Origin of the sequence: Arthrobacter sp. StoSoilB20, assembly GCF_019977295.1 — a bacterium.
GTDB classification, from domain to species: domain Bacteria; phylum Actinomycetota; class Actinomycetes; order Actinomycetales; family Micrococcaceae; genus Arthrobacter; species Arthrobacter nicotinovorans_A.
In genome coordinates this window covers 517,707-542,556 of sequence record NZ_AP024651.1, presented here as the reverse complement: position 1 = coordinate 542,556, position 24,850 = coordinate 517,707, and the positions used below count along the sequence as shown (strand labels likewise).

Below are 24,850 nucleotides of genomic sequence, written 5' to 3'. Positions count from 1 at the left end.
ATCAGCGGATTCGGGCACGATGGTGCGGGCCACCCTGTTAAAGGTGGAGCTGGCTATACCGCCAAGGCCCTTGCTGCTGCGGCAGACTGAAGTCATGATCAAACCTCGTTTTCGGCCATGGCTTCGTGCCTACGGCTACCTTGTTGGTGAGCTGCTCGCCAGCGTCATCTCCATGGCCATGTTCATGGTTGCCGCGCTCCTTATCCCCTTGTTCCTTTTCAGCGGCGGATGGCTCGTAGCGCCCCGGGCGGTAGCCGGCCTGCGCTGGTGGGCGGCGATAGCCCGCCGTCGAACATCCAGCTACTCCGGTATGCCCGTGACCGAAAACTACGCTCCCATCCCCCGCAGGCCTTCCTTTGAAGAGCGCCTCCGTTTGGTTTTCTCCCGCAGCACCGGCCGCGATTTGCTGTGGTTGGTGGCTCACGGGCTGGGGATGCCGGTCGTCGCGCTCCTGTGTATCGGATTTCCTTTTGGCGCCTTGAACTCGGTGCTCATTCCCACGTACTGGTTCCTCCTCCCCGCCGACCAGCCTGTAGTCAACCTGTATCCGGTGACGTCATGGGAGGGTGCTTGGTGGATGCTGCTGATAGGCCTTGGATATGCAGTGGTCTCCTGGTGGCTGATTCCCGGAGCGGCTGCAGGCCTTGCCTGGATTCAGGCAAAGATGTTGTCGCTTCCTGCGAGCGCGTACCTGGCCGAGCGGGTGACTGCGTTGACGGCCAGCCGTGCCGCGGCGTTGGATGCCCATTCGGCGGAGCTCAAAAGGATAGAACGCGATTTGCATGATGGCGCGCAAAACCGGTTGGTGGGCGTCGTCATGATGCTCGGGCTGGCGGAGCGGACCCTTGAGAAAACCCCGCAGGACGCACTTCCCCATGTCCGCAGGGCACAGCAAGCCGCCACCGACGCCCTGGCCGGGCTGCGAACAGCGGTTCACGATATTCACCCGCCCATCCTGGACGAGCTCGGCCTGGAAGGAGCGCTCTCGGCTTTGACGGGCCGCTCGGCCATTCCCTGCAACCTCATGGTGTCCGACCTCCACCGGGTTCCGGCGGCATTGGAGTCGGCCAGCTACTTCATCGTGGCTGAGGCCTTGACCAATGCCAATAAGTACAGTGCCGCCACCCGGCTGTCCGTGGTGGTCAAACGGGACGGATCTGCTGAGCGGCTCCTGATCTCGGTGGAGGACAACGGCCGTGGCGGGGCGGTGGAACGTCCAGGTGGCGGGCTGGCAGGAATTCGACGCCGGGCGGCTGCTTTCGAGGGCGTTTTGGAATTCCACAGCCCGGCCAACGGACCAACAGTCGTGAAGGTGGAACTGCCGTGCGGGTTGTAATTGCCGAGGATGACGCACTCCTCCGCGAGGGGTTGTCGCTCCTGCTCAAGAGCGAAGGGTTCGATGTCATCGCTGCCGTGGACAACGCCGTCGACTTCCTTGCCGTCCTTGACGACGCCGACGCCGCCGTCCTTGACGTGAGGATGCCGCCCACCTTTACGAATGAAGGCTTGCTGGCCGCACGTGAGGCCCGACGACGACGGCCCGGCTTTCCGGTGTTGGTCCTCTCCGCTTATGTTGAGGACCGCTACGCCGGTGATCTGTTGTCCGAAGGTGCTGCCGGGCTGGGGTACCTCTTGAAGGAGCGGGTGGGTAAGGTAGCGGAATTCACTGACACCCTCCGGCGCGTTGCCGGAGGCGCAACCGTCATGGATCCTGAAGTGATCTCCCAGCTGATGAGCCGCCGGGGAGCCAGTGATCCCATCAGCACGCTCACTCCCAGGGAGCGCGAGGTCCTTGGCCTGATGGCCGAGGGCCTGGACAACCACTCCATTGGCTCCCGTTTGGTGGTCACCGAAACGGCTGTCAGCAAGCACATAGGCAACATCTTCCAAAAGCTGCAACTGTCCACCATGGACCGGGGCCATCGCAGGGTGCTGGCAGTGCTCGCTTATCTCCGGAGCTGAGCTTTGGAACCAAAGGCGGAATCCCGTTGCCTGCACCCGGTCCCGGTGACAGGATGGTCCGCATGGCTATCGAGGTTCGGCCCGCGACGGTGTTCGATGACGTGAAGACCATGGTGGGGCCCAAGAGCCCCGATTCCAACGTGTGCTGGTGCCTGAGTTACAGGATCCCGTCGAAACTGAACCAGGAGCTCCAGAAGCAGGAACGTGGAAAGTTCGTGAAGAAGCTGGTTTCCGAGGACCCGCCTCCCGGCGTTTTGGCGTACGACGGCGACGAAGTGGTTGGGTGGGCAGCGGTCCACCCGCGCGCGGACACCAGTTTCGCGAAGAACCGCAAGATCCCCCACGTGGATGATGCCGAGGTCTGGTCCGTATGGTGTATCCGCGTCCGGCCCGGGCATCGAGGGAAGGGGATCTCCCACGAACTCCTGCGAGGGGCGATCGACTTTGCCAAGAGCCACGGTGCCCCTGTGATTGAGGGTTACCCCGTGGACAACAGGGGCGGCAAGGTGGATCTGACCATGGCCTACGTTGGCACGCGCAGGCTCTTTGAAAAGGCCGGCTTCAAGAAGGTCGCCGAAACCACCTCTGTATTGAACGGCTTCCCCAGGGTGTTGATGCGACTGGACCTGCGCCAGCCCGCATAGGTAACAGCACATGCTCCGATGCGGGCTCCAATGCGGGCTCAGTAGGACGTTTACTCTCACCTAGTTGGGGCTGGCTCCCTGCAACCTTGCACTCATTCGGTGCGCTTCCTCGAGCAGCAGTTTGCCCAGGAACTCCTGGCGGTCAGGACGGAAGCGCGGTTCGATTCCCGTCAGGGACAGCGCCCAGGCCGCGCGGCCCTGCTGGTCAAACACTGCGGCACCCATACCCCAGCTGCCTTCGAGGATGAGTCCGGGATTAACGGCGTACCCCGCCAGGCGGGTGCGTTCCAGGTTGTCCCGCACTACGTTTTCGGGGTGGCCCACAGCAAAGTCGCCGGCGTGCGCAGGCCAGTCCCCCAGCAGTGCTTCCTGTTCCTCCGGGGGCAGGAAGGCCATGATCGCGGTTCCGGCCGAGGCCACTCCGAGCGGGAAGCGGACCCCTTCGTGCAGCACAAAGGATCGCACCGGAAACGCTCCCTCTTCGCGCAGGACGCAGATGGTTTCGTTCCCCCGGCGGAGGGAAAAGAACGCACTCTCCCCCGTTTCGGCGGCCAACCTTCGCAGCGAGGGCCGGGCGATGTCCTCCATGGGGAAACGGGCGGCAGCAACCGATCCGAGCAGGAAGATCTCCGGCCCCAGCACCCACTTACCCGTGCCGGGATCGTGCTCCAGCAAACCTTCGGCAGCCAGGGACGTCAGCAGGCGGTGAACGGTTGGCCGGGTCAGCCCGGACTCGCGCACCAGACCCGCCAAGGATGTCCCACCCGGCTTACGGCCCACCAGGCGCAGCAGCAGCGCCACCCTGCCCACCACTTGGGCTCCTTGCACTGCCACAGCACCCTCCCCGCGATTTTGTCCACAATATGGATACCACTCAGTCTAGCGTCCACAGCGTGAGTATTTGGTAAGTGCCTCCATTGATCTCTCACGTTGCCCTGCCTAGGCTCGATTCCAAGAGGAGACTCGTCCACAAAGTGGACCAACCAGCTCAACGAGGAGTTCGCAATGTCAACCATGTACGGGAGTGCAGCCGAAGCGCTGCGTGAGGTGATGGCAGACGGCTTGACCGTCGCCGTCGGGGGATTCGGTTTGAGTGGTATCCCCGCTGACCTGATCCATGCCGTTCGTGACTCCGGCGCCAAGGACCTCACCATCGTTTCAAACAACATGGGGGTGGACGGCAAGGGCCTTGGAGTCCTGATCGAAGCGGGCCAGGTCCGGAAGGTCATCGCTTCCTACGTGGGCGAGAACAAGCTGTTCGCCGAGCAGTACTTGGCGGGCAAGTTGGAGGTCGAGTTCACGCCGCAGGGCACCCTCGCTGAACGCCTGCGCGCCGGCGGCGCCGGCATTCCCGCGTTTTACACACGGACCGGCGTGGGAACCCTGGTTGCCGAAGGCAAACCGCTGGAAGAGTTCGACGGCGTCACGTACGTCCGCGAGCGCGCCATCACCGCCGACGTCGCACTGGTCCATGCCCACACCGCCGATACCGACGGCAACCTGATCTACCGCTACACGGCACGGAACTTCAACCCGGTGGTAGCTACGGCAGGAGCTGTGACCATCGCCGAGGCCGAGGTCATTGTTCAGCCCGGAGAACTGGACCCCAACCACATTGTGACCCCTGGGGTCTACGTCCAGCGGCTGGTCCAGGCCACCGCGCGCGTCAAGGACATTGAACAGCGCACAGTCCGGCAGCGGGCCGTAGCCCAGCACGCCGAAGCACTCACGGTTTAGCAGCAAAGGAGCCCATCACCATGGCATGGACACGAGACCAGATGGCCGCCATCGCGGCCGAAGAACTGAACGACGGCGACTACGTCAACCTCGGCATCGGCATTCCCACATTGGTAGCCAACAACCTGCCCGACGGCGTGCGGGTGGTCCTCCAGAGCGAGAACGGACTGCTGGGCATGGGCCCGTTTCCCTATGAGGGCGAGGAAGACGCCGACCTCATCAACGCCGGCAAGCAGACCGTCACCATCACTCCCGGCGGCAGCATTTTCGATTCCGCAACATCGTTCGGCATGATCCGCGGCGGGCACGTCAAGGTGGCCATCCTGGGTGCCATGCAGGTGTCCGGTTCCGGGGACCTGGCCAACTGGACCATCCCCGGCAAGATGGTCAAGGGCATGGGTGGGGCCATGGATCTGGTGGCCGGGACACCGCGAGTCGTTGTCCTTACCGAGCACAACGCCAAGGACGGTTCTGCCAAGATCGTCACCGAATGCACCCTGCCCCTCACGGGCCTGAAGTGTGTTGACCGGATCATCACTGACCTCGCCGTTTTCGACATCGAAGACGCTCTGCTGCTGCTGACCCGCCTCGCCCCGGGCGTCACCGTGGAAGAAATCCGCAGCAAGTCCGACGCAGAGTTCACCGTGGCGCTTGCCTCTGTTGAACCTACGCTTGTTGAACCCACGCTTGAAGGAGCACCCGCATGAGCTTGAAGGAGCAATTTGGCAAAGACATCCTGCTCACGGGATGGGGTCACAGCAAGTTCGGGAAGCTGACCGATGACACGCTGGAGTCGCTGATCGTCCAGGTGGCCGGCGAAGCCATCGAGAACTCGGGCCTGGACCCAAAGGACATTGACGAGATCTACCTCGGGCAGTTCAACTCGGGAATGCAGCCCCTGGGATTCACGTCCTCGTTGGCGCTTCAGGTATCGGCAGATCTGGCCAACGTTCCCGCAACCCGCACCGAGAATGCCTGCGCTTCGGGATCGGCGGCTTTCCAACAGGGTGTCAAAGCGGTCCTGGCCGGAACTGCCCGCAACGCCCTGGTGATCGGCGCGGAGAAGATGACCGACGCCGGAGCGGACGTCGTGGGGGCGGCCCTGCTGGGTGCTTCCTACGAGATGGCCGGAAAAGCGTCCTCCACCGGATTCACGGGCCTGTTCGCCGAAGTCGCCAAGCACTATGGCAAGCGCTACGGCGCCGGAATCGGCGGCCCGGGATTTGAAGGTGGCCTCGGCGATGTCCTCGGCTCCATCGCTGCCAAGAACCACCGCAACGGCATGGACAACCCCTACGCCCAGATGCACCGGGACTTCGGCGAGGAGTTTTGCCGGACCATCTCCGAGAAGAACCCCATGGTGGCCGAGCCCTTGCGCCGCACGGACTGTTCGCCGGTCTCCGACGGTGCTGCCGCCGTCGTGCTGTCCACCTCGGCTGCCGGCGGCGCAACCACGCCTGTTCGCCTGGCCGGTTTTGGCCACGCCAACGACTTCTTCCCTGCGGAGAAGCGCGATCCCACCGAGTTCGCAGCAACCAGGGCTTCGTGGGAACGGGCGCTGGGCATGGCCGGTGTCGGGCTTGAGGGACTGGACTTCGCGGAGGTCCACGACTGCTTCACCATCGCCGAGCTCATCATGTATGAAGCCATGGGCCTCACACCCCGCGGCGAAGGTGCACGTGCTGTCCAGGAGGGCTGGGTATATAAGGACGGAAAGCTCCCCATCAATGTCTCCGGAGGGCTGAAAGCCAAGGGCCACCCCGTGGGCGCTACAGGCGTATCGCAACATGTCATCGCCGCCATGCAGCTCACGGGCACCGCGGGTGACATGCAGTTGCCGAACGCCCGCCGCGGCGCTGTGCAGAACATGGGCGGCGTGGGCATCGCCAACTACGTCAGCGTCCTGGAGGCTTTCTAACCCAAGTGAGTAGCAAGATCAGCGGTTCCGGATCAGCGCCGCGATCTCCGTAAACCCGAGCCGCTCTGCGTTCTGCAGTGCGGTTCGGCCTTGGGGGTCGCGGATATCCGGGTTCGCCCCGGCTGCCAGGAGCTGCCGGACCACCTCCTGCTGGTTGGGCCCGCCGTTGTTGAGCAGGATGGCTTCCTGCATGGCGGTCCAGCCAAGGTTGTTGACGTGATCCACCGGCACACCTGCGGCAATGAGGATCCGGACAGTGTCCGTATGCCCGTGCTCGCTCGCCGGGATCAACGCGGTGCCGCCGTACCTGTTAATGCTGCGAACATCCGCGCCCGCAGCCAACGTCAGTTCCAGGACCTCGTTGAAGCCTTCCGCCCCGGCGTACAGGAAGGCCGAGTCCTGGATGTCGTCCTTTGCGTTGACGTTGCCGCCTGCCGCGATCAGTTCACGGACGCGGCCGGCGTCGTTGGCTTTCGCGGCAAGGATCAGGAGACGGTCGGTTTCCAATTGGGCCTCCGGTGGGAGTTTGGGCGGTGTGCCCGGAGCCGACGACGACGGGGCCGGGTTTGAGCCAGGCGACGCGCCGGCCGCCGGGGCAGCCGCCGTCGTGCTTGCATCGGGCGTGCCGGAAGCCGGATCGGCGGGTTCCGACGGTGCGCAGCCGGCCACGAGCCCGGCGATCAGCAAACCCGCACCGATCACCCGGCCCGCCGCCCAGCTGCGCCCCTTCAGGGAATCCATACTGTCGAGGCTACTTCGCTGCCGTGGCCAAGGCATCGGCACCGGCGGTGGCGCAGGCTTCGTCAAGGGCGCCATCGGGAGCGCCGCCGACTCCGATGCCGGCAACGGAGACTCCGTTGACCTTCAACGGGACGCCACCGGCAAGGAAGAGCGTGCCGGGGAGGTCGGCGATGGAGGGTCCGTTGCCGTTGATGCGCTTGGCGAGCTCGCTGGTGGGAGCACCGAAGGCAGCTGCCGTGTAGGCCTTCTGCTTGGCGGCTTCGATGGTGTGCTCGGCAGCGTTGTCGCCCCGCAGCAGCGCCTGGACAGTTCCGAAGCGGTCCACCAGAGCAACTGTCACGAACGGAAGTTTGTCCGCCTGGCACTTGGCCAGCGCAGCAGTGACGGCAGCGCTCGAGGCGCCAACGGAGATCCTGTTCTGGGCCACCACGTTCTCCGGCGCGGGCTGGACCTCGGCTGCAACCTTCACCGGAGCGGCCTGGGCAGCAGCCGGCGCACCTGCAGGGGACACTGCGTTGGCCACGGCCGTGACACCGCCGGTGAGCAGCAATGCTCCGGCAGCGGCGGCGGCAATCATCTTGTTCGACTTCTTCACGGGGTTCTCCTTGTAGGGCATCGGGACCGCAGTTTCGGGTACATCCCCATGCTTCCGTGGACCCACCAACCGCCACATCGCCCGGTTGCCGTTCCCGGACTCAGCCTTTCCGTCGGCGGTATCAGCCAAAAGGTGGACAGACCAATGCCCGCAAAGGGACCTAGCATGGGAGGATGCCCACTGTCCCTTCCCAGCCGGCGCCAGGCGTACGGCTCGATGGACGCATCGATGCTGTGGTGCATCTGGGCTTCGCCGTCCTGATGGTCGCTTCGGCTGTCCGCTATGTCATGCGGCACTCCCCCGCAGACAACCTGTGGACAGTTGCGTTGGCAGGGACTGTTTGTGCCCTCTATGCGGTTACCGCGGTGTTGGCCCGCCGTCGGGAACCTGGCAGGCGTCCCCCCGGACCGGCGCGCGGGGTATGGATTCCGTGGATGGCCGCATTGGTGGCAGCGTGGGCGGCGCTTGTCATTGCCGCCCCCAGCTTCGCGTGGTGTTCCTTCGCGATCTTCTTCCTCGCCCGGACCGCCTTCCGCGGGTGGGCCGCCTATGTGGCCGGTGGCGCGACGGCGGCCGCCACCGCCGTCGGACTCTTCCGGATGAGCGGCTGGACCGACGTCGCCATGCTTCTTGGCCCGCTCGCCGCGGGTGCGCTGCTGACCTTGATTTACGACAAGATCGAACGCGACGCTGCGCTGCAACGCAAACTTCTCCATGACGTCACCCAGGCCCAGGAGCAACTCGCGGCGAAGCAGCGGGAAGCCGGGATTGCCACCGAACGCGAGCGCGTTTCGCGGGAAATCCACGACACCGTAACCCAGGGCCTGGCCAGCAGCCTGCTCCTGCTCGAAGCCGCACAGCGCTCATGGCCGGATCCTGCCGCGAACCGCGAGGTGCGCAAAGCCTCCGACCTGCTGCGACGCAACCTCGCCGACACCCGCAGCCTGGTACATGAGCTCTCCGCCCCCGGGCTCGAGACCGGGCCCCTCCCCGAAGCCCTGGAACAGGCAGCACAGCAGTACGTGGACGGCATCCGTGTGCAAGTCACCGGGGATTTGCGGCCGCTCCCTTCGGAGGTCCGGCATGCCCTGCTCCGTGTCGCACAGAGCGCGGTGGCAAACATCAAGCTCCACGCCCACGCCGGCCATGCCAGCGTGACCCTTGGCTACCTTCCGGACGCGGTCACCTTGGACGTGTACGACGACGGCCGCGGCTTTGATCCCGGAGCGGTACCTCCGCCTTCTGAAACCGGAGGGTACGGACTGCGGGCCATGCGCCAACGCGTGGAACAGTTGGGCGGACAATTGTCGGTGGAAAGCACACCCGGCGAAGGCACCATCATCGCGGCCCAGTTTCCGCTGGCCCGGCCTGCTGATCAGGCAAACGCCTTGAAGGAGGCTTTGTGAACACCATCTCCGTGCTGCTCGTGGACGACCACACCGTGGTCCGGAGCGGGCTCAAAGCGCTGTTGGGCACCCAGGGCGACATCGCCGTCGTCGGGGAAGCCGCATCCGGGGAGGACGCGCTGGAGGCGGCCCGGCAACATGCCCCGGACGTGGTCCTCATGGACCTGGCCATGGGTCCCGGCATGGACGGGATCGAAGCCATCAAACAGCTCCGCCGGCGAACCCCCAAGCAGGCAATCATCGTCTTCACCACCTACGACTCGGACGCGGACATTGTCCGCGCCGTGGACGCCGGCGCCATGGGCTACCTGCTCAAGGATGCGGCACCCGAGGAGATCTTCGCGGCCGTTCGTGGTGCCGTGCAGGGCAAGAGCGTCATGAGTGCGCCCGTGGCGTCGCGGCTGTTCCAACAGCTGCGGAATCCGGACGAAATCCTCACTCCGCGGGAGGCCGAACTGCTCAGCCTGCTGACCGAGGGCCTCAGCAACCGCGACCTCGGAAAGCGCCTCTTCATCTCCGAGGCCACAGTCAAGACCCACCTCGCCCACATCTACGCGAAACTGGGCGTCGAAACCCGTGCAGCAGCAATTGCCACAGCTATCCGGCGCGAGGGGATGCGGTAGGACACGCGGTTGGTTACTCTGACCCTATGTCGGACGTAGCTGATCGCAAGATGTTCAAGAGCCCGGGAACTGCGTTGCTGGTCCGGGGAATCCTCGCCATTGTTTTTGGCCTGCTGATCTTTGCCCTGCCCAGCGCCACGGCGTTCGTGGTGGTCGTCATGTTCGGGGTCTTTGCGATCATTGACGGCATCACCAGCGTGGCCCATTACTTCTACGACCCCGCGGGCCGGTCCCGCTGGACCATTGTGGGTGGCCTCATCTCCATCGCGGCCGGCATTGTGGCCATTGCCTTGCCGGGAATTACGGCCGCGGCGATCGGCGTGCTCATCGGTTTGTGGGCGCTGGTGCTGGGGTTGTCACAGATTGTTTTGTCGCTGGCGGCCCGGACTTTCGTCAGCAGTTGGGGGCTCTGGCTGCTCACAGGCCTGATCACCACCATTTTTGGAATCGTGGTGCTGGTCAATCCGGGACTGGGTTTCCTGGGCCTGGTGTGGATGCTTGGGGCCTTTGCGCTCGTGACCGGACTGCTGCTGGTCGCTTCCGGCATCGGGTTGCGTAAACTGGCCCGCTCGGAGCTGTTGTACGGCCACTAGGTCACCGCAAATAGTCTTCAGGGGATGCGCTCAGCGCCAAGTTCGGTAAGTTAGTGGCTGTGAAGATAGCTACCTGGAATGTGAACTCCCTCCGCGCCCGTGCAGACCGCGTTGAAGCCTGGCTTGAGCGCAGCGACTGCGACGTCCTGGCCATCCAGGAGACCAAGTGCAAGGACGAGAACTTCCCGTGGGAGCTCTTTGAGCGCATGGGATACGAGGTTGCCCACTTCGGTGTGAACCAGTGGAACGGCGTTGCCATCGCCTCCCGCGTGGGCCTTGAAGATGTCGAACGCACCTTCCTGGACCAGCCGGCGTTCGGCAAGGCCGGCAAGGATCCGGTGCAGGAAGCCCGGGCCATCGCAGCCACCTGTGGCGGCATCCGCATCTGGAGCCTCTACGTTCCCAACGGCCGCTCCCTGGACGATGAACACATGCCGTACAAGATCAAATGGCTGGATGTCCTGCAGGGCCACGCAGCCGAATGGGTCAAGTCCGACCCCACCGCCCAGGTGGCACTGATGGGTGACTGGAACATCGCACCGTTCGACGACGACGTCTGGGACATCGAGCTGTTCCGCACCAACAATTACACCCACGTCTCCGAACCCGAGCGTGCAGCGTTCCATGCGTTCGAAGCCGCCGGATTCACCGACGTCGTCCGTCCTTATACCCCCGGCCCCGGTGTCTACACGTACTGGGATTACACGCAGCTGCGCTTCCCAAAGAAGGAAGGCATGCGCATCGACTTCTGCCTCGCCTCCCCCGCGCTGGCTTCGCGGGTCACGGGCGCTTCCATTGACCGCGAGGAACGCAAGGGCAAGGGCGCCTCGGACCACGCTCCCGTGATTGTGGAGCTCGCAGACTAAAGGATCCAAAACCACCGGCGAAAGGGGCGGCTGCCATGACAGGAAACCTCTATCGGGGCCAGGCAGGGCTGCCGTTCTCTTCGTCGCTGCGCATTTACGAACCCCTCGAAGCGTTCCCGCCCGAGCAGCAGCGCCGGCTCCTGGCGCGGGGCAGCAAGAACGGTTCCCGGGCCGCCGTCGAGAATGCGGAGCTGCAGGCCTCGCTGGGCCGCATCACGCGGTCCGGCGGCGATCCTTTCCCCACCGGCCGCACGGACCTGGTACGCATGACGCGCGTGCCCACGGGCCGGCACGCGGCCATGCCGGACCAGCCTGCAGTGGGCCAACCTCCAGCGGAGGACCAACCCACGGGGGATCAGCCTGCAGCGACCGCCCAGGAAGCGCACGACGCCGGGCGGCTGCTTTACTGCCCCAGCCAACTGGTGATTCGGGCGGGTTTGGCGGCCAATGCCCTCATGGACGGCGTGCACAGTCCCCTCGCCGACCTCCTCATCCCCGTCTCACAACGGGACAAGCACCAGGCAAGGATAGATCGGGTCAATGCGGGGGAAGATGCCAAGCGCGTCCACACCCGTGCCTCAACATGGGGAATCCCGTTCAGCTGGTTCTCGCTCTTCGCCGAGTCGGACAGGAAGGACGTGGTGGAATCCGACGGGCGCATTCTGACGGTGCGGGTATGGACGCCCCTGACCGAAGCCCTGGACAGGGCCCGCTTCGCAGTGGCGCACCTGGCCTTGGCCGCGCCGGACCTGGACATGCTCGATGACCTGACGCAGCTCACCGAATGGCTGGAACTGTTCCACATCCAGTCCATGGTGGAACTGGACTACGGTGCAGTGGCGGACAAGGTATACCCGGATGAATCCCCCATGGACGTGCGGCTGGGCATCGAGTGCCTGGCGGAAGGCGACATGACCGGCGCCGCTGCCGCCTACCGCAGGCTTGCCTCCCGGTGGATCCCCATCCGGCAGTTGGCACGGGCTTCCTGACCCGTCGAACTTCCCTAGCGTTCGAGGACCACTTCCTCGGTGTTGGGGAAGAACATCTTGTAGGTGATGCCTGCAATGGCAGCCCCGATGACCGGGGCAAGAATGAACAACCACACCTGTCCCAATGCTTCGGGGCCGGCGAACCATGCCACTCCCAAGGAACGTGCCGGGTTGACGGAAGTGTTGGTCACCGGGATGGACACCAGATGGATCAACGTCAAACCAAGCCCGATGGCGATGGGCGCGAAACCCTTTGGCGCCCGCGAATCGGTGCTGCCCAGGATGATGTAGAGGAAGACTGCGGTCAGGATGATCTCAATGATCAAAGCAGCCACCATTGAATACCCATCCGGGGACCTCTCGCCGTAACCATTGGAGGCGAACCCGGATTTAGCAGCATCGAACCCGTCCTTTCCGGAGGCTATGGCAAACAACGCCAGCCCGGCCAAGGAGGCAGCAGCGACCTGCGTGACGATGTAGGGGCCAACGGCCTTCCATTCAATCCGGCCGGCCAAAGCGGCGCCGATTGTCACTGCAGGGTTGAAGTGTCCACCCGAAATGTGTCCCACTGCGTATGCCATGGCCAGGACCGTCAGCCCGAAAGCCAACGCAACACCCAGGAATCCGATGCCCATGTTGAGCTTGTCCTCCGAGAGAACTTTCGCAGCCAACACTGCGCTGCCGCATCCTCCGAAGACGAGGACAAAAGTCCCCAAAGCTTCGGCCCCAAGCCGGGACGGAAGTGATTTATGCATGATCCCTCTTTCATTAGACGAGCGCCTCCCGGGCCCAACCTTCCAGGTCGGTCGGTGTCCGGATGCTTCGGCGCGGCCGCGGCACAGCAACTGCGCGGCACACAGTCGCGGCGCATTGATGCCGCGGCACAGTAACTATGTGGGCCCCGGACGGGATTCATGACGGAGGTTTGCAGGTGGGTCCCGCGAAGAGGCGGGCTGCCCTAGCTTTCCATTGGCGGGGCTGTGGTCTCGCGCACGATCAGCTCGTGTGGGGCAACCTCGGAATGGACAGCACCGGGGTTCCCATCCAGCTCGTCAAGCAGCATCTTGGTGGCGAGTTCAGCCTGGTTGTCGGGGCGTTGCCCCACCGTCGTCAAACCAATGGAAGACGAGAAATCATGATCGTCAATGCCGATCACTGAAAGGTCCTGGGGCACCTTGACGCCGTGGCGCCCCGCCTCGAAGATGACGCCCATGGCCATCTCATCGGACGAGCAGAAAATCGCTGTCGGTTTGCGTCCGGGCTGGTTCCACAAGCGGTTGAAGGCCTCTTGGCCACTGGCAACCGTGAAATCGCCCCACTGGTCCCATTCGGGACGGACTTCCAGTCCGGCGTCGGTCATGACTTCCTGGAAGGCGCGGATCCGCACACGGGGAACGTCGAAGTTCAGGTCGGTTTCGTCGTCGCCATGGAGCAAGGCGATGTCCTTGTGGCCCAAGTCCAGGAGGTGCCGCACAGCGGTGGACGCGGCGTCGTAATCGTTGATGCCGATATAGGCGCAATCCTCCACGTGCCCGCCTACTACCACCAGCGGAATGTCGATCTTGTGGAGGTGTTCCAGCTCTTCCTCGGTCAAGGACATACAGAGCACCAGCAGGGCGTCGATCTGTTTGTAGACCATGGTGGAGCTGAAGAGCCGCTCGCGGTTGCTGCCGTGGCCGCCGAGGTTGAACAGGGAGAGGTTGTACTTGCGCGAATGCAGTTCCCGGTCCGCGCCTTCGATCGCTTTGGAGAAGAACCAGCGGCTGACGAACGGGGCCAGGACGCCGATGGTGCGTGTACGGCCGGTGGCCAGGCCGGATGCCGACGACGACGCGACGTAGCCCAGCGAACTGGCAACTTCGAGAATCTTTTCGCGGGTGGCCGGAGATACGCGCGGCAGGCCCCGGACGGCCCGTGAGACGGTCGCCGTCGAAACTCCAGCGGCAGCGGCGACGTCCTCGATACTGACGCCGGTATGGCCACCGCGTTGGGACCTACCCGTTGTTCGTGACACAGGCTCCCCTCTCCGGCCGCCGTTGCTCCGCCTTCACCTTAAAGGTGGACTTCTGCTTTGCAGCCCTCGGTTACGCAGCGGCGTAATGCGCTGCGCAACCGAGGCTGCGGATCCTAGCCCTTGAGGCCGCCGGAGAGCAGGCCGCGTACAAAGTAGCGCTGCAATCCGAAGAACACCAGGAGCGGGATGATGATGGAGACAAATGCTGCCGCCGGGTTGAGGTAGTCCCTGGCGCCACGCGTACCGGAAATTTCCGCCAAGCGCTGCGTAATGGGGGCCACGTCCGCCGTACCACCGGAGAACACCAGCGCCACCAGGAGGTCATTCCAGACCCACAGGAACTGGAAGATCGCCAGGGATGCCAGCGCCGGAACGGACAACGGGAGGATGATCCGCCAGAAGATGGTGCTGTGTCCGGCGCCGTCCACCCGTGCTGCCTCAATGACTTCACCGGGGATTTCGGAGATGAAGTTGTGGAGCAGGAAGATGCCCAGCGGAAGGCCGAACATGGTGTGGGCGATCCACAGCTGGGCGTACGAGCCCGCCGGAAGGTGCAGTGTCTGCGTGAAGAACTGCAGGAGCGGGATCAGTGCCATCTGGAGCGGAATGATCTGGAGGGCAAAGACGAAGATGAACATCGCGTCGCGGCCCTTGAACTTGCCCCAGGCAAAGACGTAGGCAGCCATGGATGCCAGCACGAGGACAAAGATCGTGACCGGAATGACGATCGCGATGGAATTGACGAAGTACTGGGACAGGTTGGCCGACTGGGAGCCTGCCGGAGTGAGGACGTCGGCATAGTTCTTGAACGTGAACTGCCAGTCGACGAAGGCATTCCACCAGCCGTCGGACCGGGGGCCCACCTGCTTGGCCGCTGGACGGAATGAGGTAACAAACAGGCCGAACGTCGGGACGGACCAGACGACGGCGATCACGATCGCTGCCGCTGTTGCCCACTTGGAGGTCAGCTTGCTCTTGACCCGCCGCATGATCGGCTGGGCGTCCTCCGTGGGGTCGGATCCAGGACGCTGCCGGGTGGCCTTGGCGGCCTCTTTCGGGGCTGGCGTGGCTGTCAATGGATCTCCCTTTGCTTGCGAAGGACTCGGGCGTTGTAGACCACAATGGGCAACACCATCAGGAACAGGATGAGGGCCAATGCGGCACCGCGTCCCGGCTCACCGGCACGGAATGCCTGGGTGTACATTTCGTTGGCTACCACCGACGTGTCGTAGTTGCCGGCGGTCATGGTCCGGACAATATCGAACACCTTCAACGTGGCGATCGTGATGGTTGTCAGCACCACCACCAGCGCTCCACGGATACCCGGGACCGTGACATTACGGAATTGCTGCCAGGCATTCGCCCCGTCCAAGCGGGCTGCCTCGGTGAGTTCCACCGGGACGCCCTTGATGGCGGCCGAGAGAATCACCATGGCGAAGCCGGTCTGGATCCAGACCATCACGATGATCAGGAAGAACGTGTTTTCCGGCGCATCCAGGAGGAACTGCTTGGGGTCCATTCCCAGGGCGTCGCGGAAGAAGTTGATGACACCTGTTTGTTCGATGCCGGGCCCACGGTAGTCGTAGACGAGCTTCCAGATGATACCGGCGCCTACGAAGGAGATCGCCATTGGCATGAAGACCAATGACTTCAACACCTTTTCGCCCCGGGCCTTGTCAATGAACACGGCGTAGGCCAGGCCAAAGCTTGTGGACAGCAAAGGAACCAGGATGGTCCAGATAACGGTGTTTCGCAGTGTGGTCAGAGCCTCGGGCTGCGTGAACATCCACACGAAGTTGTCAAAGCCGTTGGCATTGCCGCCGGCATCCGTGAACGCCAGCATTGACGTTCGGATGGCCGGATAAACCAGGCCCACCAGCATCAGGATCGCGGCGGGGGCCAGGAAGCCGGCAACGGTGACTTTGTCCTTGACCGTTTTGGGTGCCCTGTCCACCAGCAACATGATGAGGCCGATAACCGCTGCGAATATCGCAAGGGCTATCACTACTTGAAGGAGTTTTTCTCCAATAAATTCCATACCCAACCTCCGGGGCGTGAGTGAATCACTAAGTTCCGGGAAAAGCACTGCCTCCCCGGCTGGGCAAACCAGTCAGGGGAGGCAGCACTTTGGGAGTTAGCTCTTAGGCCAGCTGGATTCGATGCTGTTGGCAACATCCTGCGAGGACGTGCCGTTGATCCACTGCACGATGCCCTTCCAGAAGGAGTTTGAACCCACAGCACTCGGCATCAGGTCGGATCCGTCGAAGCGGAAGACGGTGTCAGGGTCCTGGAGGATCTTGACGGTCAGCTTGTCGAGGTCGGACTGTGCGTTGTTCGGGTCCAGGCCCTTGTTTGCACTGACAACACCGCCCAGCTTCACGCGGTTGTTGGCGAAGTCGGCGCTGGCCAGGTAGGCCAGGAAGGACTGAACCTCGGGGGTGTCCTTGTAAGCGCCCACCATTTCGCCGCCACCGGTGACTGCCTTGCCCTTGCTTTCGTCGATCGGCGGGGTGATGAAGGCCCAAACATCGCCATCTTCAGCAACGTTGGTTCCTGCAGGCCAGTTGGCGGCCTGGAAGTTGGCCTGGTGGTGCATGGCGCAGGTACCGTCAAGAACCGGCTGGCCGGCCTGGGCGAAACCGGTGCTCAGGATCGAGCGGACGTCACCGAAGCCGCCGTTCACCATGTCCTGGTTGAGCAGGATGTCGCCGGCCTTGTTGAAGGAGTCGACGATCTTGGGGTCGTTGAACGGAATCTGGTGGGCTACCCACTGGTCGTAGACCTCCGGGCCGTGTGCACGCAGAACCACGTCTTCGATCCAGTCCGTGCCGGGCCAGCCGGTGGCTTCACCGGACTCGAATCCAGCACACCACGGCTTCATGTTCTTGTCATCGGCCGCGATCTTCTTGGACAGGTCAATCATTTCGTCCCACGTCTTGGGGACTTCCCAGCCCTTGTCCTTGAAGGTCTTGGGCGAGTACCAGACAAAGCCCTTGACGTTCGCGAGCATCGGGGCAGCGTAGTAAGTGCCGTCAACGGTGCCGTACTTCTTCCAGTCCGGGGACCAGTTCTTGTCCACGAGGTCGGAGACCGTCTTCGGAGCCGGCTTCAAGTAGCCTGCCTTTGCCTGGGTGGCCAGAAGGCCGGGCTGCGGGAAGATCGCCACGTCGGGCGCGGTCCCGGACTGGGCACGGACGCCGATCTGCGTCTCGAACTCCTTGCTGCCTTCGTACTTGACGGTGATGCCCGTGCAGTCTTCGAACTGCTTCCAGGACTCCTCGAGGTTGGTAGCCTCGATGTCTACGATCGTCGAGTAGACCGAGACGGTCTTGCCATCGTGCTTGCCATAGCTTTCGTAGCTGGCGCAGTCATTCGAGCCGGCGGTGGATCCCCCACCGCCACCATCTCCGCTACAGGCGGAAAGGGTAAGTGCCAGAACACCGGCGGCTGCGACCGGTAGCAGGTACTTGGTTTTCTTCATGCTAAAGACTCCTCGCTGAGTACAAGTGATTCGGCGGCGCAATTGATGTGGTGACGCTCACACTAGCTAGGAAGCGTGTGAAAATGCAAGCGCTTACACAGAACGTAACCGCATCGATACCAAGCAACCTGTTGATCTTGAAAACGCAGCCTTCTTCGCTCCATTTGGCCAACGCCCCATCAGTCCTGCACGCTCTTCAAGCTGCGGATCGATTTGTTTACCCAATGTTGCCTATGGAAAAATAGGAAGTGTGGATGAACTTGAAGCACTGCAGACCATCGGCCGATTGATCAAGGAAGAACGTCTGGCCCAAGGTTTGAGCCAAGTCCAGCTGGCCAAGCAGGCGGGAACTGCCATCAAGACCGTCCGTACGCTGGAATCGGGAACCCGCCGCACGCAGGAAATCAACCAGCGCAAGCTTGAGCATGCTTTGGGCTGGCGTGCAGGATCCGTCTCAGAGGTCCTTAAAGGAAAATCAACGTTTGCCCCGGAAATGATCACTCCTGACGACATGCGCTCAGGAGACGAACCCCGGCAGGGACCACCGCGCATCGCTGTCCCCGCGGCTCCCATCGCCAGGGCGTCACACCTGTCCGACGAAGAACTCCTCGCCGAACTCACCTACCGCATGATGCACCGCAACCGGGGCTAATTCCCGGTCCTGCCTATGGGGGCCGGCTACGGGGCGGCTGGCTATGGGGCGGCTTGGCGCCGCACCATCTCGTTGATCCAGGTGGGCGCAAACGGTGAGGTGCAGTTGGGCGGCGTGGGATAGTCCTTCAGGACCTCCAAGCGCTCCCCGATGTCCAGAGCCCTGGTCCTGTGCTCCGGAAACTCGATGCCGATCATGGCAAGGCACTGGTTCATGGCCCACTGCAGACGTTCCGGTGCGTCCTTCATGGCGGCCTCGATGCCATCCAGCAGTGCCACCAGGTCCAGGCCCTCAGGCTTCTTGACCACGCGTTCCGACGTCAGCGCCCATCCTGCGCTGGCCACCACTGGATCAGCGTCGGCGAACCAGGCCACCCGCAACTCTTCGGAATGCGGGCTCTTTTTGACCACGTAATTCACCAGCCAGTCGTGGACCTTGGGAGTCCGTGCCTCCCGGAGCATGCTGTCCAGTTCGTCGCGTTCAAAGGCTTTGGGCTTGCAGATCAGCAACGACAACAGCCTGGCAGCGGTGTCGTCCGTAGCCCACAATTTGCGTGAGAGCTCCTGCTGGGTTTTCAGCCTTTTGGCGACTGCCCGCAATTTGCTGAGGTTCACGCCATGGTCATCGCCGTGCTTTTCGTTGATTTCGCGCGCCCGGGGATCTTCGAGGGCGGCCAATTCGGCCATGAGTCCGGCCACCGTGGAGTCCAGCACCGCTGTTCCCGCCACTGGGGCTTCAACCGCTGCCGTTTCAATTACTGCCTCTTTAGCCACTGCAGCCTCCTGTCCATAGCGTATTGACCTCAGGTTACTAGCTCCGGACTGGCAGGGTTACCGGACTGGCAGGGTTACCGGACTGGCAGGGTTACCGGACTGGCAGGGCTACCGGACTGGCAGGGCTACCGGACTGGCAGGGCTACCGGACTGGCAGGGCTACCGGACTGGCAGGGCTACCGGACTGGCAGGGCTACCGGACTGGCAGGGTTACCGGACTGGGACCGAATGCTGGGCTGGGCGTGCGACCGGGCTGCATGCGCTGACGGTCTGGACGGATTACCCGGGCGGATGGAAACCGGGATTCATGCGCTTCCGGACTGAACGAGCTACCGGCTGGGACCGAATACGGGGCATTCACACAGCGATGGCAGCCCGCTCCCGCGCGGGTTTCCGCTGCGGATACGAACTGCCATCCTTTGCTGGTGGGGCGTTTGCTACTTATCGCCCTTCAGCAGACCGGCGATCTTCGTGCCCAGTCCCTTGACGTTTTCGGCTACATCACCGGCAATTTCCTTGGACTTCTCCGCCACGTCTCCGGCCAGTTCCTTGGCATTTTCGCCGACATCACCGGAGAAGAATTCTTTGACGTTTTCCGCGGCCTCGCCTGCGAACTCTTTGACGTTCCCGGCTGCCTCCCCAGCGAATTCCTTGACGTTTTCAACAGCCTCGCCCGCAAATTCCTTCGCATTTTCCAGGGCTTCGCCTGCCGCCTCTTTGGCGTTTCCTGCTGCGCCGTTTACTGCTTCGGCTCCCGTGGTCTCTTCACTCATGGTGTTCTCCTCTGTAACGGTCGGATCTGTGACGTGGCGTGCCAAAGGAGGCATTCCCCCTCGGACTCAACTTAGGGGCCGGGACTTGCATTCCGCAATGTCAGCGGACACGTTCCGCCTTGGTAAACCTGGACCGGGCACCCGAAACCATGTGCACCAACACCGGCGTTTTTTGGCCGATAACCAGGTCCAATGCTTCAACGAGCTGGGATACTTCGGCGGCCAGCACGTGTGGCGCCACTCCTTGCCTGGGCTGGATCCGGATGCGCAGCCCCGGCTTCCCCCGCACCTCGTAGGTGGCCACGGAAGCGGCTGCGAGGTCGGTCCGCTCAGCCAGCGCAGCCCTCAGCGCCTGTTCCGCCACGCCTCCACCGATCCGCACTTCTCCATCGATATGGCTGTCGTCATCGCTTGCGACCAACAGGTTGGCCCGGCCCTTGCCCTGCTGGGAGAGCCAGGCGATCATGGCGACAATGACGGCCACCAGGACCGCTCCAGCCACAATCCACAGCCAGCTTTCCTCATGTCCTGGCAAGCGGGTTTGGCGGAAGGCATTTTCCATCCCGGCCCAGACACCGGCAGAGAATCCATGCCACCACGCCGCCACAGCGGGCACGGTCGCCAGCAGCACGAGCAACAGTCCGACGGCCAGGAGTTTCACCCCAATGACGAACAACAGCACACGGTTGAGGGCACGCGGTGTCCCGTTCACGCGCCAATCACCCCCGAGGACGCCACGTTGACTCGCACGGAAGGCATCGGCACCGGCGACATCTCCTCAAGTTCTGCCCGCACAGCAGTCAGCACAGCTTCTTCGCTCACCCTGCTGCCCGATGTAGGCCGGACATTGACCACCACCAATTGCCTGGAAACCACCACCATCACCTGCTCCTGGGTAACGTTCGCGGCAGTTCGCGCGCGACGCGCCAGCGCCGATGCCAGTACTTCGTCATCAACCACGACGGCGGTACGACGGTCCCGGAGCAAATGCCGGGCTCGCCTGCCGGGCAGCACTGCGTGCAGGAAGAAGAAGAGTCCCACCATGGCAACTACGGCACCACTGGCGCCAAGCAGCAAAGGGGAAATACCTTCCGGGAGAGCGATGATGCGCCCGGCCGCAGTGGTGGGGTCGATCAGCCAGGGAGGCTGTCCCACGGCCCGCACGCCCGCCTCGAGAAGTGCGTAGAGGCAGAGCACAATCACCAGGACGGCGGCAATGACAGCAGCACCGGCGCGGGAAGAATGGGTTTCACGCCGAAGGATACGGCTCATCTCAGGGTCCTCGCCGGCCACCGGTCCAGCTCCAGCTTGCTGCTCGATGCTGTTTTGATCCCGGGTTGGGCGGTGGGCTTTCTGGTCCTGTGTCAATGAACCCGGCCTCCTTCGGTGACGTGGGCGCCGCTGATTCTGATGTCCACCCTGCTCAACTGGGATCCGCTGAGTCGCGTGACCGTTTCAAGGACAGTGGCTTTCGCAGCAACTGCCCGGTCCCAGATGGAGCCGCCGAAGCCCTGGACGCGCAACGGATCCCGCAAGACTTCGGTCAAAGCCGGGATGCTGATAGGTGCCACGATCGACAAAGCCAGCAGGCCGTCGTCGTCCGCCCAATCAGCGCGGATGTCGCTGGCCTCAACGCCGAGGGCTTCAGCGGCGGCGGCGCGCGCCAAGGATGTCAAAGCCTGGGTACTGATCCGGTTGTGGCCGGCCAGGCTGGTGGTGGATTCCACAGCCTCAGCCACGCTCATGACGAGGAGCGCCGGCCCGTAATGGCGTCCAGGACGCTCCGAAGATCCAATTTTCCGTCAGCTGCCCGGCCCAGCAGTGCTCCGATGCCCATGAAGAGCAGTGAGATCAGGAATCCCCACAGCCCAAAGGAAAAGGACATGAAGGCTACGAAGGCGCCGATCGCGATGCCCACAACGGTCATGCTCACTGGAGTGCCTCCCTTTCCACTACGGCGGCCTTGCTTCCCGTGGGTTTAACAGGCGGGGCCACATAGACATCATTGATCTCGATATTGACTTCAATGACCTGCAGGCCAACAAGCTCTTCAACCGCGCGGAAGACTGCGCTGCGCACTTGGTTGGCGACGCCGTGCAGGGGGTGTCCATAGAGGGCTACAAGGTTGATGTCCACGGCCACCTGGGTCTCGCCCACTTCTGCGCGGACACCCGCTGCATGGTCCGAGCTGCCGACGGCGTCGCGAATCGCGCCGAGCGCGCGGGACGGACCCGAACCCAACGAGTAGACGCCCGGCACTGTGCGGGCAGCAATGCCTGCAACCTTGGCCACCGCCGCTTCGGAGATGATGGTGCGTCCAGTCCCCAGGATTTCGCCCCCAGGCACAGGATCAAGCTGCACGTTCTGGTCTTCCATGGAGCACTCCCCTTCTCTTGAGTACCACCCTAGCGTCTAGCTCCGACGCTTTGGGAGAAGCGTCTCTTCGGGCGCCTGTTTTGCCGGCAACCCGGCTTAAATGCCGGCTCCGGCAGCCACTCTGGGCGGGTTATCCACAAGGCACAATTCATGGCTGGGACCCGCTTGGCAGCCCACCTAGACTGGCCGAAACATCACAAAACAGCTGCTGGGGAGCCTGTCATGCCACGTCTTTCGTCTGCCACTTTTCCTGTTGCACTGCCACGGACGGCGGCCTTGGCAGTGGGACTGGCCCTGCTCCTCACGGGTTGCCAAGGCGGCAGTCCGCCCGGCCTGCAAACCTCCGAATCAGGCTCGACGACGGTGTCCCCCACCTCGAGCAGCGCCGTTCCGGCTGCTTCGGCTACCTCCAGTGCACCGTCGCCGTCCGCGGTGTACAAGCCCGCAGATGCGAAGGGGAAGGCACAGAATGTGCCGGTTCCGGTGATGCCCGAACTGGCGAAGGAGAACTCGAAGGCGGGGTTGGAGGCGTTTATTGGGTATTGGTACGCGACGTACTCCTACGCCATCGAAACAGGCGAACTGGGCGCATGGAAGAAGATCACCGACACTACGCTCCCAGTAGCCGTGGCCCATGAAGCATCGGTGAATCTCAACTACAAAGCAGGCAGATGGATGGCTGGCGGCACCCTAAAGACGCCTGTGATTGACGTCCTGTGGAACGAATCCGAAAGTGGTGCTATTTCAGCCAAGGTCCAAGTAATTCAGGAAGCTATCCAGTACTTCGATGCTGACGGCTCCAAGGGCCAGAATGACTCTGCCGGTAGCAACACTGCGGATGCACTTTTCGCCAGCTACACGGGCGGGGCGTGGAAGGTGACCAACTACGGAACGATCGTAGGTTAATCATGCGACCGTTCACCTTCTGCGGCAGCATCTTGCTACTTGTTCTTTTGCAACTCGCCCTCGGACCTGGTTTCGCGAACGCCGACGACACACGGGTTAGCGCTGACCGGCATCAACGGCAGATAGAAGTAGGAGCTACATTCGTATTCGACCCTGAGACCGGTCAATCCAAGCCAACATCTGGGACCCCACTAGCAGCCGCCGCCGATCCAAACCAGTACATGGCCGACACCCACTGCCGTGCCGATGGGCCCGACACCAAGGACCCCGGTTGCGATGCCCTCGAATGCCCCGCCACCGAAGCCAACACCGAAGCAGGCACCCCGGTCATCTGGAAGGAAGCCCCCAAAGCCATCACCAACCCAGGCTGGACAGACTGGATCCCCGTCACCGGACCCACCTGCCTCTACGCGGCCCAACCCGAGAACGTCCTGGCCAACATCGCAGCCCGGATCCTCAACGACTTCCAACAACTACCCATCAACCCCGGAACCCTCCAAGCCCAACCCTTCCCCCACACCCTCAAAGGCGCACCCACCAACTTCTACACCACCACAGGAGAACAAGACTTCAACCTCACCATCCTCGGCCAAGCAGTCCACCTCACCGCAACACCGGCCAACTACACCTACGCCTTCGGCGACGGCACCACCCTCGGACCAACACCAGCAGCCGGCTACCCCATCCCGGAAACCGAATGGCTCAACACCCAAACACGCACCAGCCACAGCTACACAGAAACCGGCAACTACCAGGCCACCCTCACCACCAGCTTCACCGGCACCTACTCCGTCAACAACGGCCCACCCCTACCCATCAACGGAACCCTGAACCTCACCACACCAGCCCAAACCATCCAAGTCTGGAAAACACAAAGAGCACTCGTCGCCGACACCTGCCAGGAAAACCCCAACTCCTGGGGCTGCCCCGGCGCAAAGTCCGGCTAGGACGAGATCGCCGTCAGGCTGGCCGCAACAGCTTCGAGGCACTTGGATACCGCGGCGCGGGGTTGCAATGAGTAGGAGCCGTCTCCAAAGAGTTCAAACGTCAGGGCCCCGCCGTAATTCAGCCGGCTTAGGTCGCGCAGAATCTTAGTGAGATCCAGGAAACCATCACCCCACGCCAAGTGTCCGGTTGGAGTACCGTCAATCAAATGAACGTGTCGGATAGCTTCGCCGAAGGCCTTGGCATAGTCCCTGACGCTTTCCCCTGCCGCTGCCATGGCAACGGTGTCTACCACCACCCCCAAAGCCGGGGATCCGACGTCGTCGAGCATTGACCGGAGCGAACCGACATCAGTGACCAGGTTCGACTCAACACGCTGAAGAGGCTCAAGGACACAGTTCACACCAAGTTCGGCAGCGCGCTGGGTGATAGTCTGCAGGGCTTCGACGGACCTCGCCCACGCCGCCTCAACCGGCTGGTCCTCGTAGCCTCGTCCCGCTGTCAGGAACAACAGAGGTGACTCCAGTTCGCTGCACACTTCCGCGGCCCGCAAGAACAACTGAACGCTTTGATCTCTTAGCCATTTCTCCCCGGAGGCAATATTGACCGGGTAGGCCACCTGTTCGGGGGTAAGGCAATTGACTGCAAGCTCCCGCTCCCGCAGCTGTCGTCTGACTTTTAGCAGGTGTGCAGAATCAGCTTGCGGAATGTAAAGGTGCGGGGCAATTCCCCAAAGCTCCACCTCGGTCCTTCCCAGCTCGACCATGTCATCGAGGCAACGCTCAAGGGTGTGGTGCTGGTAGGCGAAGTTCGATCCACCGACCTGGTCCAGGCTCAGTAAACCCATCACGCTCAT

30 protein-coding genes are annotated in these 24,850 nt (G+C 62.9%); 14 read left to right on the top strand and 16 right to left on the bottom strand.

The window, feature by feature from the left end; all coding sequences use genetic code 11:
- The first annotated feature begins 94 nt into the window (after positions 1–94).
- The 3 genes from LDN85_RS02635 to LDN85_RS02625 all read left to right on the top strand — a co-directional run bounded on the left by LDN85_RS02635 (position 95) and on the right by LDN85_RS02625 (position 2,606).
- Complete coding sequence (locus LDN85_RS02635; protein WP_223944514.1) at positions 95–1,336, top strand: sensor histidine kinase; 1,242 nt, start codon at positions 95–97, stop codon at positions 1,334–1,336.
- Complete coding sequence (locus LDN85_RS02630; RefSeq protein WP_026542601.1) at positions 1,324–1,962, top strand: response regulator transcription factor; 639 nt, start codon at positions 1,324–1,326, stop codon at positions 1,960–1,962. The genes LDN85_RS02635 and LDN85_RS02630 overlap by 13 nt, the downstream gene beginning before the upstream one ends.
- A 62-nt stretch (positions 1,963–2,024) precedes the next feature.
- Entirely contained in the window at positions 2,025–2,606 is a 582-nt protein-coding gene (locus LDN85_RS02625) for a GNAT family N-acetyltransferase (RefSeq protein WP_026542602.1), read from the top strand.
- A 60-nt stretch (positions 2,607–2,666) separates the two neighbouring features.
- Here LDN85_RS02625 and LDN85_RS02620 read toward each other — a convergent pair whose 3' ends face one another.
- Positions 2,667–3,440: an IclR family transcriptional regulator gene (locus LDN85_RS02620; protein WP_223944513.1), complete on the bottom strand. Its 774-nt coding sequence runs from the start codon at positions 3,438–3,440 to the stop codon at positions 2,667–2,669.
- A gap of 171 nt (positions 3,441–3,611) precedes the next feature.
- Between LDN85_RS02620 and LDN85_RS02615 the strand changes: the two genes are divergently transcribed.
- Genes LDN85_RS02615 through LDN85_RS02605 form a run of 3 tightly spaced genes read left to right on the top strand, consistent with a single transcriptional unit; the run spans position 3,612 to position 6,261 of the window.
- Positions 3,612–4,343 (top strand): CoA transferase subunit A, encoded by a 732-nt coding sequence (locus tag LDN85_RS02615; RefSeq protein WP_223944512.1) that lies wholly within the window; start codon positions 3,612–3,614, stop codon positions 4,341–4,343.
- A gap of 20 nt (positions 4,344–4,363) precedes the next feature.
- Entirely contained in the window at positions 4,364–5,050 is a 687-nt protein-coding gene (locus tag LDN85_RS02610) for a CoA transferase subunit B (RefSeq protein ID WP_223944511.1), read from the top strand.
- Positions 5,047–6,261: an acetyl-CoA acetyltransferase gene (locus LDN85_RS02605; protein ID WP_223944510.1), complete on the top strand. Its 1,215-nt coding sequence runs from the start codon at positions 5,047–5,049 to the stop codon at positions 6,259–6,261. The genes LDN85_RS02610 and LDN85_RS02605 overlap by 4 nt, the downstream gene beginning before the upstream one ends.
- An 18-nt stretch (positions 6,262–6,279) precedes the next feature.
- On the opposite strand, the gene LDN85_RS02600 is transcribed toward LDN85_RS02605, so the two are convergent.
- Positions 6,280–7,002, bottom strand: coding sequence for an ankyrin repeat domain-containing protein (locus tag LDN85_RS02600; RefSeq protein ID WP_223944509.1), 723 nt, complete (start codon positions 7,000–7,002; stop codon positions 6,280–6,282).
- A 10-nt stretch (positions 7,003–7,012) separates the two neighbouring features.
- Positions 7,013–7,597 carry a heme-binding protein gene (locus LDN85_RS02595; RefSeq protein WP_223944508.1) on the bottom strand — a complete coding sequence of 195 codons (585 nt, stop codon included), beginning with the start codon at positions 7,595–7,597 and terminating at the stop codon, positions 7,013–7,015.
- Between the two features lie 173 nt (positions 7,598–7,770).
- On the opposite strand from LDN85_RS02595, the gene LDN85_RS02590 reads away from it, so the two are divergent.
- From LDN85_RS02590 to LDN85_RS02570, 5 genes are read left to right on the top strand one after another with little or no spacing between them, the layout of a single operon-like run.
- A complete protein-coding gene (locus LDN85_RS02590) occupies positions 7,771–9,003 on the top strand; it encodes a sensor histidine kinase (protein WP_223944507.1) in 1,233 nt (410 codons plus the stop codon).
- Entirely contained in the window at positions 9,000–9,626 is a 627-nt protein-coding gene (locus LDN85_RS02585) for a response regulator transcription factor (RefSeq protein ID WP_026542610.1), read from the top strand. The genes LDN85_RS02590 and LDN85_RS02585 overlap by 4 nt, the downstream gene beginning before the upstream one ends.
- Before the next feature lie 26 nt (positions 9,627–9,652).
- Positions 9,653–10,219: a DUF308 domain-containing protein gene (locus LDN85_RS02580; protein WP_026548359.1), complete on the top strand. Its 567-nt coding sequence runs from the start codon at positions 9,653–9,655 to the stop codon at positions 10,217–10,219.
- A 59-nt stretch (positions 10,220–10,278) separates the two neighbouring features.
- On the top strand, positions 10,279–11,085 hold the full coding sequence (locus LDN85_RS02575) for an exodeoxyribonuclease III (RefSeq protein WP_026542612.1): 807 nt from the start codon (positions 10,279–10,281) through the stop codon (positions 11,083–11,085).
- A 35-nt stretch (positions 11,086–11,120) separates the two neighbouring features.
- Positions 11,121–12,074, top strand: coding sequence for a hypothetical protein (locus LDN85_RS02570; protein ID WP_223944506.1), 954 nt, complete (start codon positions 11,121–11,123; stop codon positions 12,072–12,074).
- Between the two features lie 14 nt (positions 12,075–12,088).
- On the opposite strand, the gene aqpZ is transcribed toward LDN85_RS02570, so the two are convergent.
- From aqpZ to LDN85_RS02545, 5 genes are all read right to left on the bottom strand, one after another.
- Positions 12,089–12,829 (bottom strand): aquaporin Z, encoded by a 741-nt coding sequence (aqpZ, locus tag LDN85_RS02565; protein WP_223944505.1) that lies wholly within the window; start codon positions 12,827–12,829, stop codon positions 12,089–12,091.
- A 203-nt stretch (positions 12,830–13,032) separates the two neighbouring features.
- Entirely contained in the window at positions 13,033–14,088 is a 1,056-nt protein-coding gene (locus LDN85_RS02560; RefSeq protein WP_026548363.1) for a LacI family DNA-binding transcriptional regulator, read from the bottom strand.
- Positions 14,089–14,201: 113 nt separating this feature from the next.
- Entirely contained in the window at positions 14,202–15,164 is a 963-nt protein-coding gene (locus LDN85_RS02555; protein ID WP_026542616.1) for a carbohydrate ABC transporter permease, read from the bottom strand.
- Positions 15,161–16,126: a sugar ABC transporter permease gene (locus tag LDN85_RS02550; protein WP_026542617.1), complete on the bottom strand. Its 966-nt coding sequence runs from the start codon at positions 16,124–16,126 to the stop codon at positions 15,161–15,163. Before LDN85_RS02550 ends, LDN85_RS02555 begins: the two co-directional genes overlap by 4 nt.
- 96 nt (positions 16,127–16,222) lie before the next feature.
- Positions 16,223–17,569, bottom strand: coding sequence for an ABC transporter substrate-binding protein (locus tag LDN85_RS02545; RefSeq protein WP_026542618.1), 1,347 nt, complete (start codon positions 17,567–17,569; stop codon positions 16,223–16,225).
- Between the two features lie 250 nt (positions 17,570–17,819).
- Between LDN85_RS02545 and LDN85_RS02540 the strand changes: the two genes are divergently transcribed.
- Positions 17,820–18,221, top strand: a complete 402-nt coding sequence (locus LDN85_RS02540; protein ID WP_026542619.1) for a helix-turn-helix transcriptional regulator — start codon at positions 17,820–17,822, stop codon at positions 18,219–18,221.
- A 41-nt stretch (positions 18,222–18,262) separates the two neighbouring features.
- Here LDN85_RS02540 and LDN85_RS02535 read toward each other — a convergent pair whose 3' ends face one another.
- From LDN85_RS02535 to LDN85_RS02505, 7 genes are all read right to left on the bottom strand, one after another.
- On the bottom strand, positions 18,263–18,907 hold the full coding sequence (locus LDN85_RS02535) for a DNA alkylation repair protein (RefSeq protein ID WP_223945411.1): 645 nt from the start codon (positions 18,905–18,907) through the stop codon (positions 18,263–18,265).
- 524 nt (positions 18,908–19,431) lie between these two features.
- A complete protein-coding gene (locus LDN85_RS02530; protein WP_139183505.1) occupies positions 19,432–19,767 on the bottom strand; it encodes a hypothetical protein in 336 nt (111 codons plus the stop codon).
- Positions 19,768–19,867: 100 nt separating this feature from the next.
- Positions 19,868–20,479 (bottom strand): hypothetical protein, encoded by a 612-nt coding sequence (locus LDN85_RS02525; protein WP_026542621.1) that lies wholly within the window; start codon positions 20,477–20,479, stop codon positions 19,868–19,870.
- On the bottom strand, positions 20,476–21,135 hold the full coding sequence (locus LDN85_RS02520) for a DUF6286 domain-containing protein (RefSeq protein WP_026542622.1): 660 nt from the start codon (positions 21,133–21,135) through the stop codon (positions 20,476–20,478). The genes LDN85_RS02525 and LDN85_RS02520 overlap by 4 nt, the downstream gene beginning before the upstream one ends.
- Positions 21,132–21,512 (bottom strand): hypothetical protein, encoded by a 381-nt coding sequence (locus LDN85_RS02515; RefSeq protein WP_026542623.1) that lies wholly within the window; start codon positions 21,510–21,512, stop codon positions 21,132–21,134. Before LDN85_RS02515 ends, LDN85_RS02520 begins: the two co-directional genes overlap by 4 nt.
- Complete coding sequence (locus LDN85_RS02510) at positions 21,509–21,700, bottom strand: DUF2273 domain-containing protein (protein WP_026542624.1); 192 nt, start codon at positions 21,698–21,700, stop codon at positions 21,509–21,511. The genes LDN85_RS02515 and LDN85_RS02510 overlap by 4 nt, the downstream gene beginning before the upstream one ends.
- Positions 21,697–22,143 carry an Asp23/Gls24 family envelope stress response protein gene (locus tag LDN85_RS02505; RefSeq protein ID WP_026548367.1) on the bottom strand — a complete coding sequence of 149 codons (447 nt, stop codon included), beginning with the start codon at positions 22,141–22,143 and terminating at the stop codon, positions 21,697–21,699. Before LDN85_RS02505 ends, LDN85_RS02510 begins: the two co-directional genes overlap by 4 nt.
- A 222-nt stretch (positions 22,144–22,365) precedes the next feature.
- Here LDN85_RS02505 and LDN85_RS02500 point away from each other — a divergent pair, with 222 nt between their 5' ends.
- Positions 22,366–23,049 (top strand): DUF6318 family protein, encoded by a 684-nt coding sequence (locus LDN85_RS02500; RefSeq protein WP_223944504.1) that lies wholly within the window; start codon positions 22,366–22,368, stop codon positions 23,047–23,049.
- A 221-nt stretch (positions 23,050–23,270) separates the two neighbouring features.
- Positions 23,271–23,996, top strand: coding sequence for a PKD domain-containing protein (locus tag LDN85_RS02495; protein WP_223944503.1), 726 nt, complete (start codon positions 23,271–23,273; stop codon positions 23,994–23,996).
- Here the strand turns inward: LDN85_RS02495 and LDN85_RS02490 are convergent.
- Positions 23,993–24,841: a TIM barrel protein gene (locus LDN85_RS02490; RefSeq protein WP_223944502.1), complete on the bottom strand. Its 849-nt coding sequence runs from the start codon at positions 24,839–24,841 to the stop codon at positions 23,993–23,995. The two genes, LDN85_RS02495 and LDN85_RS02490, sit on opposite strands and share 4 nt — an antisense overlap.
- Positions 24,842–24,850: the final 9 nt, after the last annotated feature.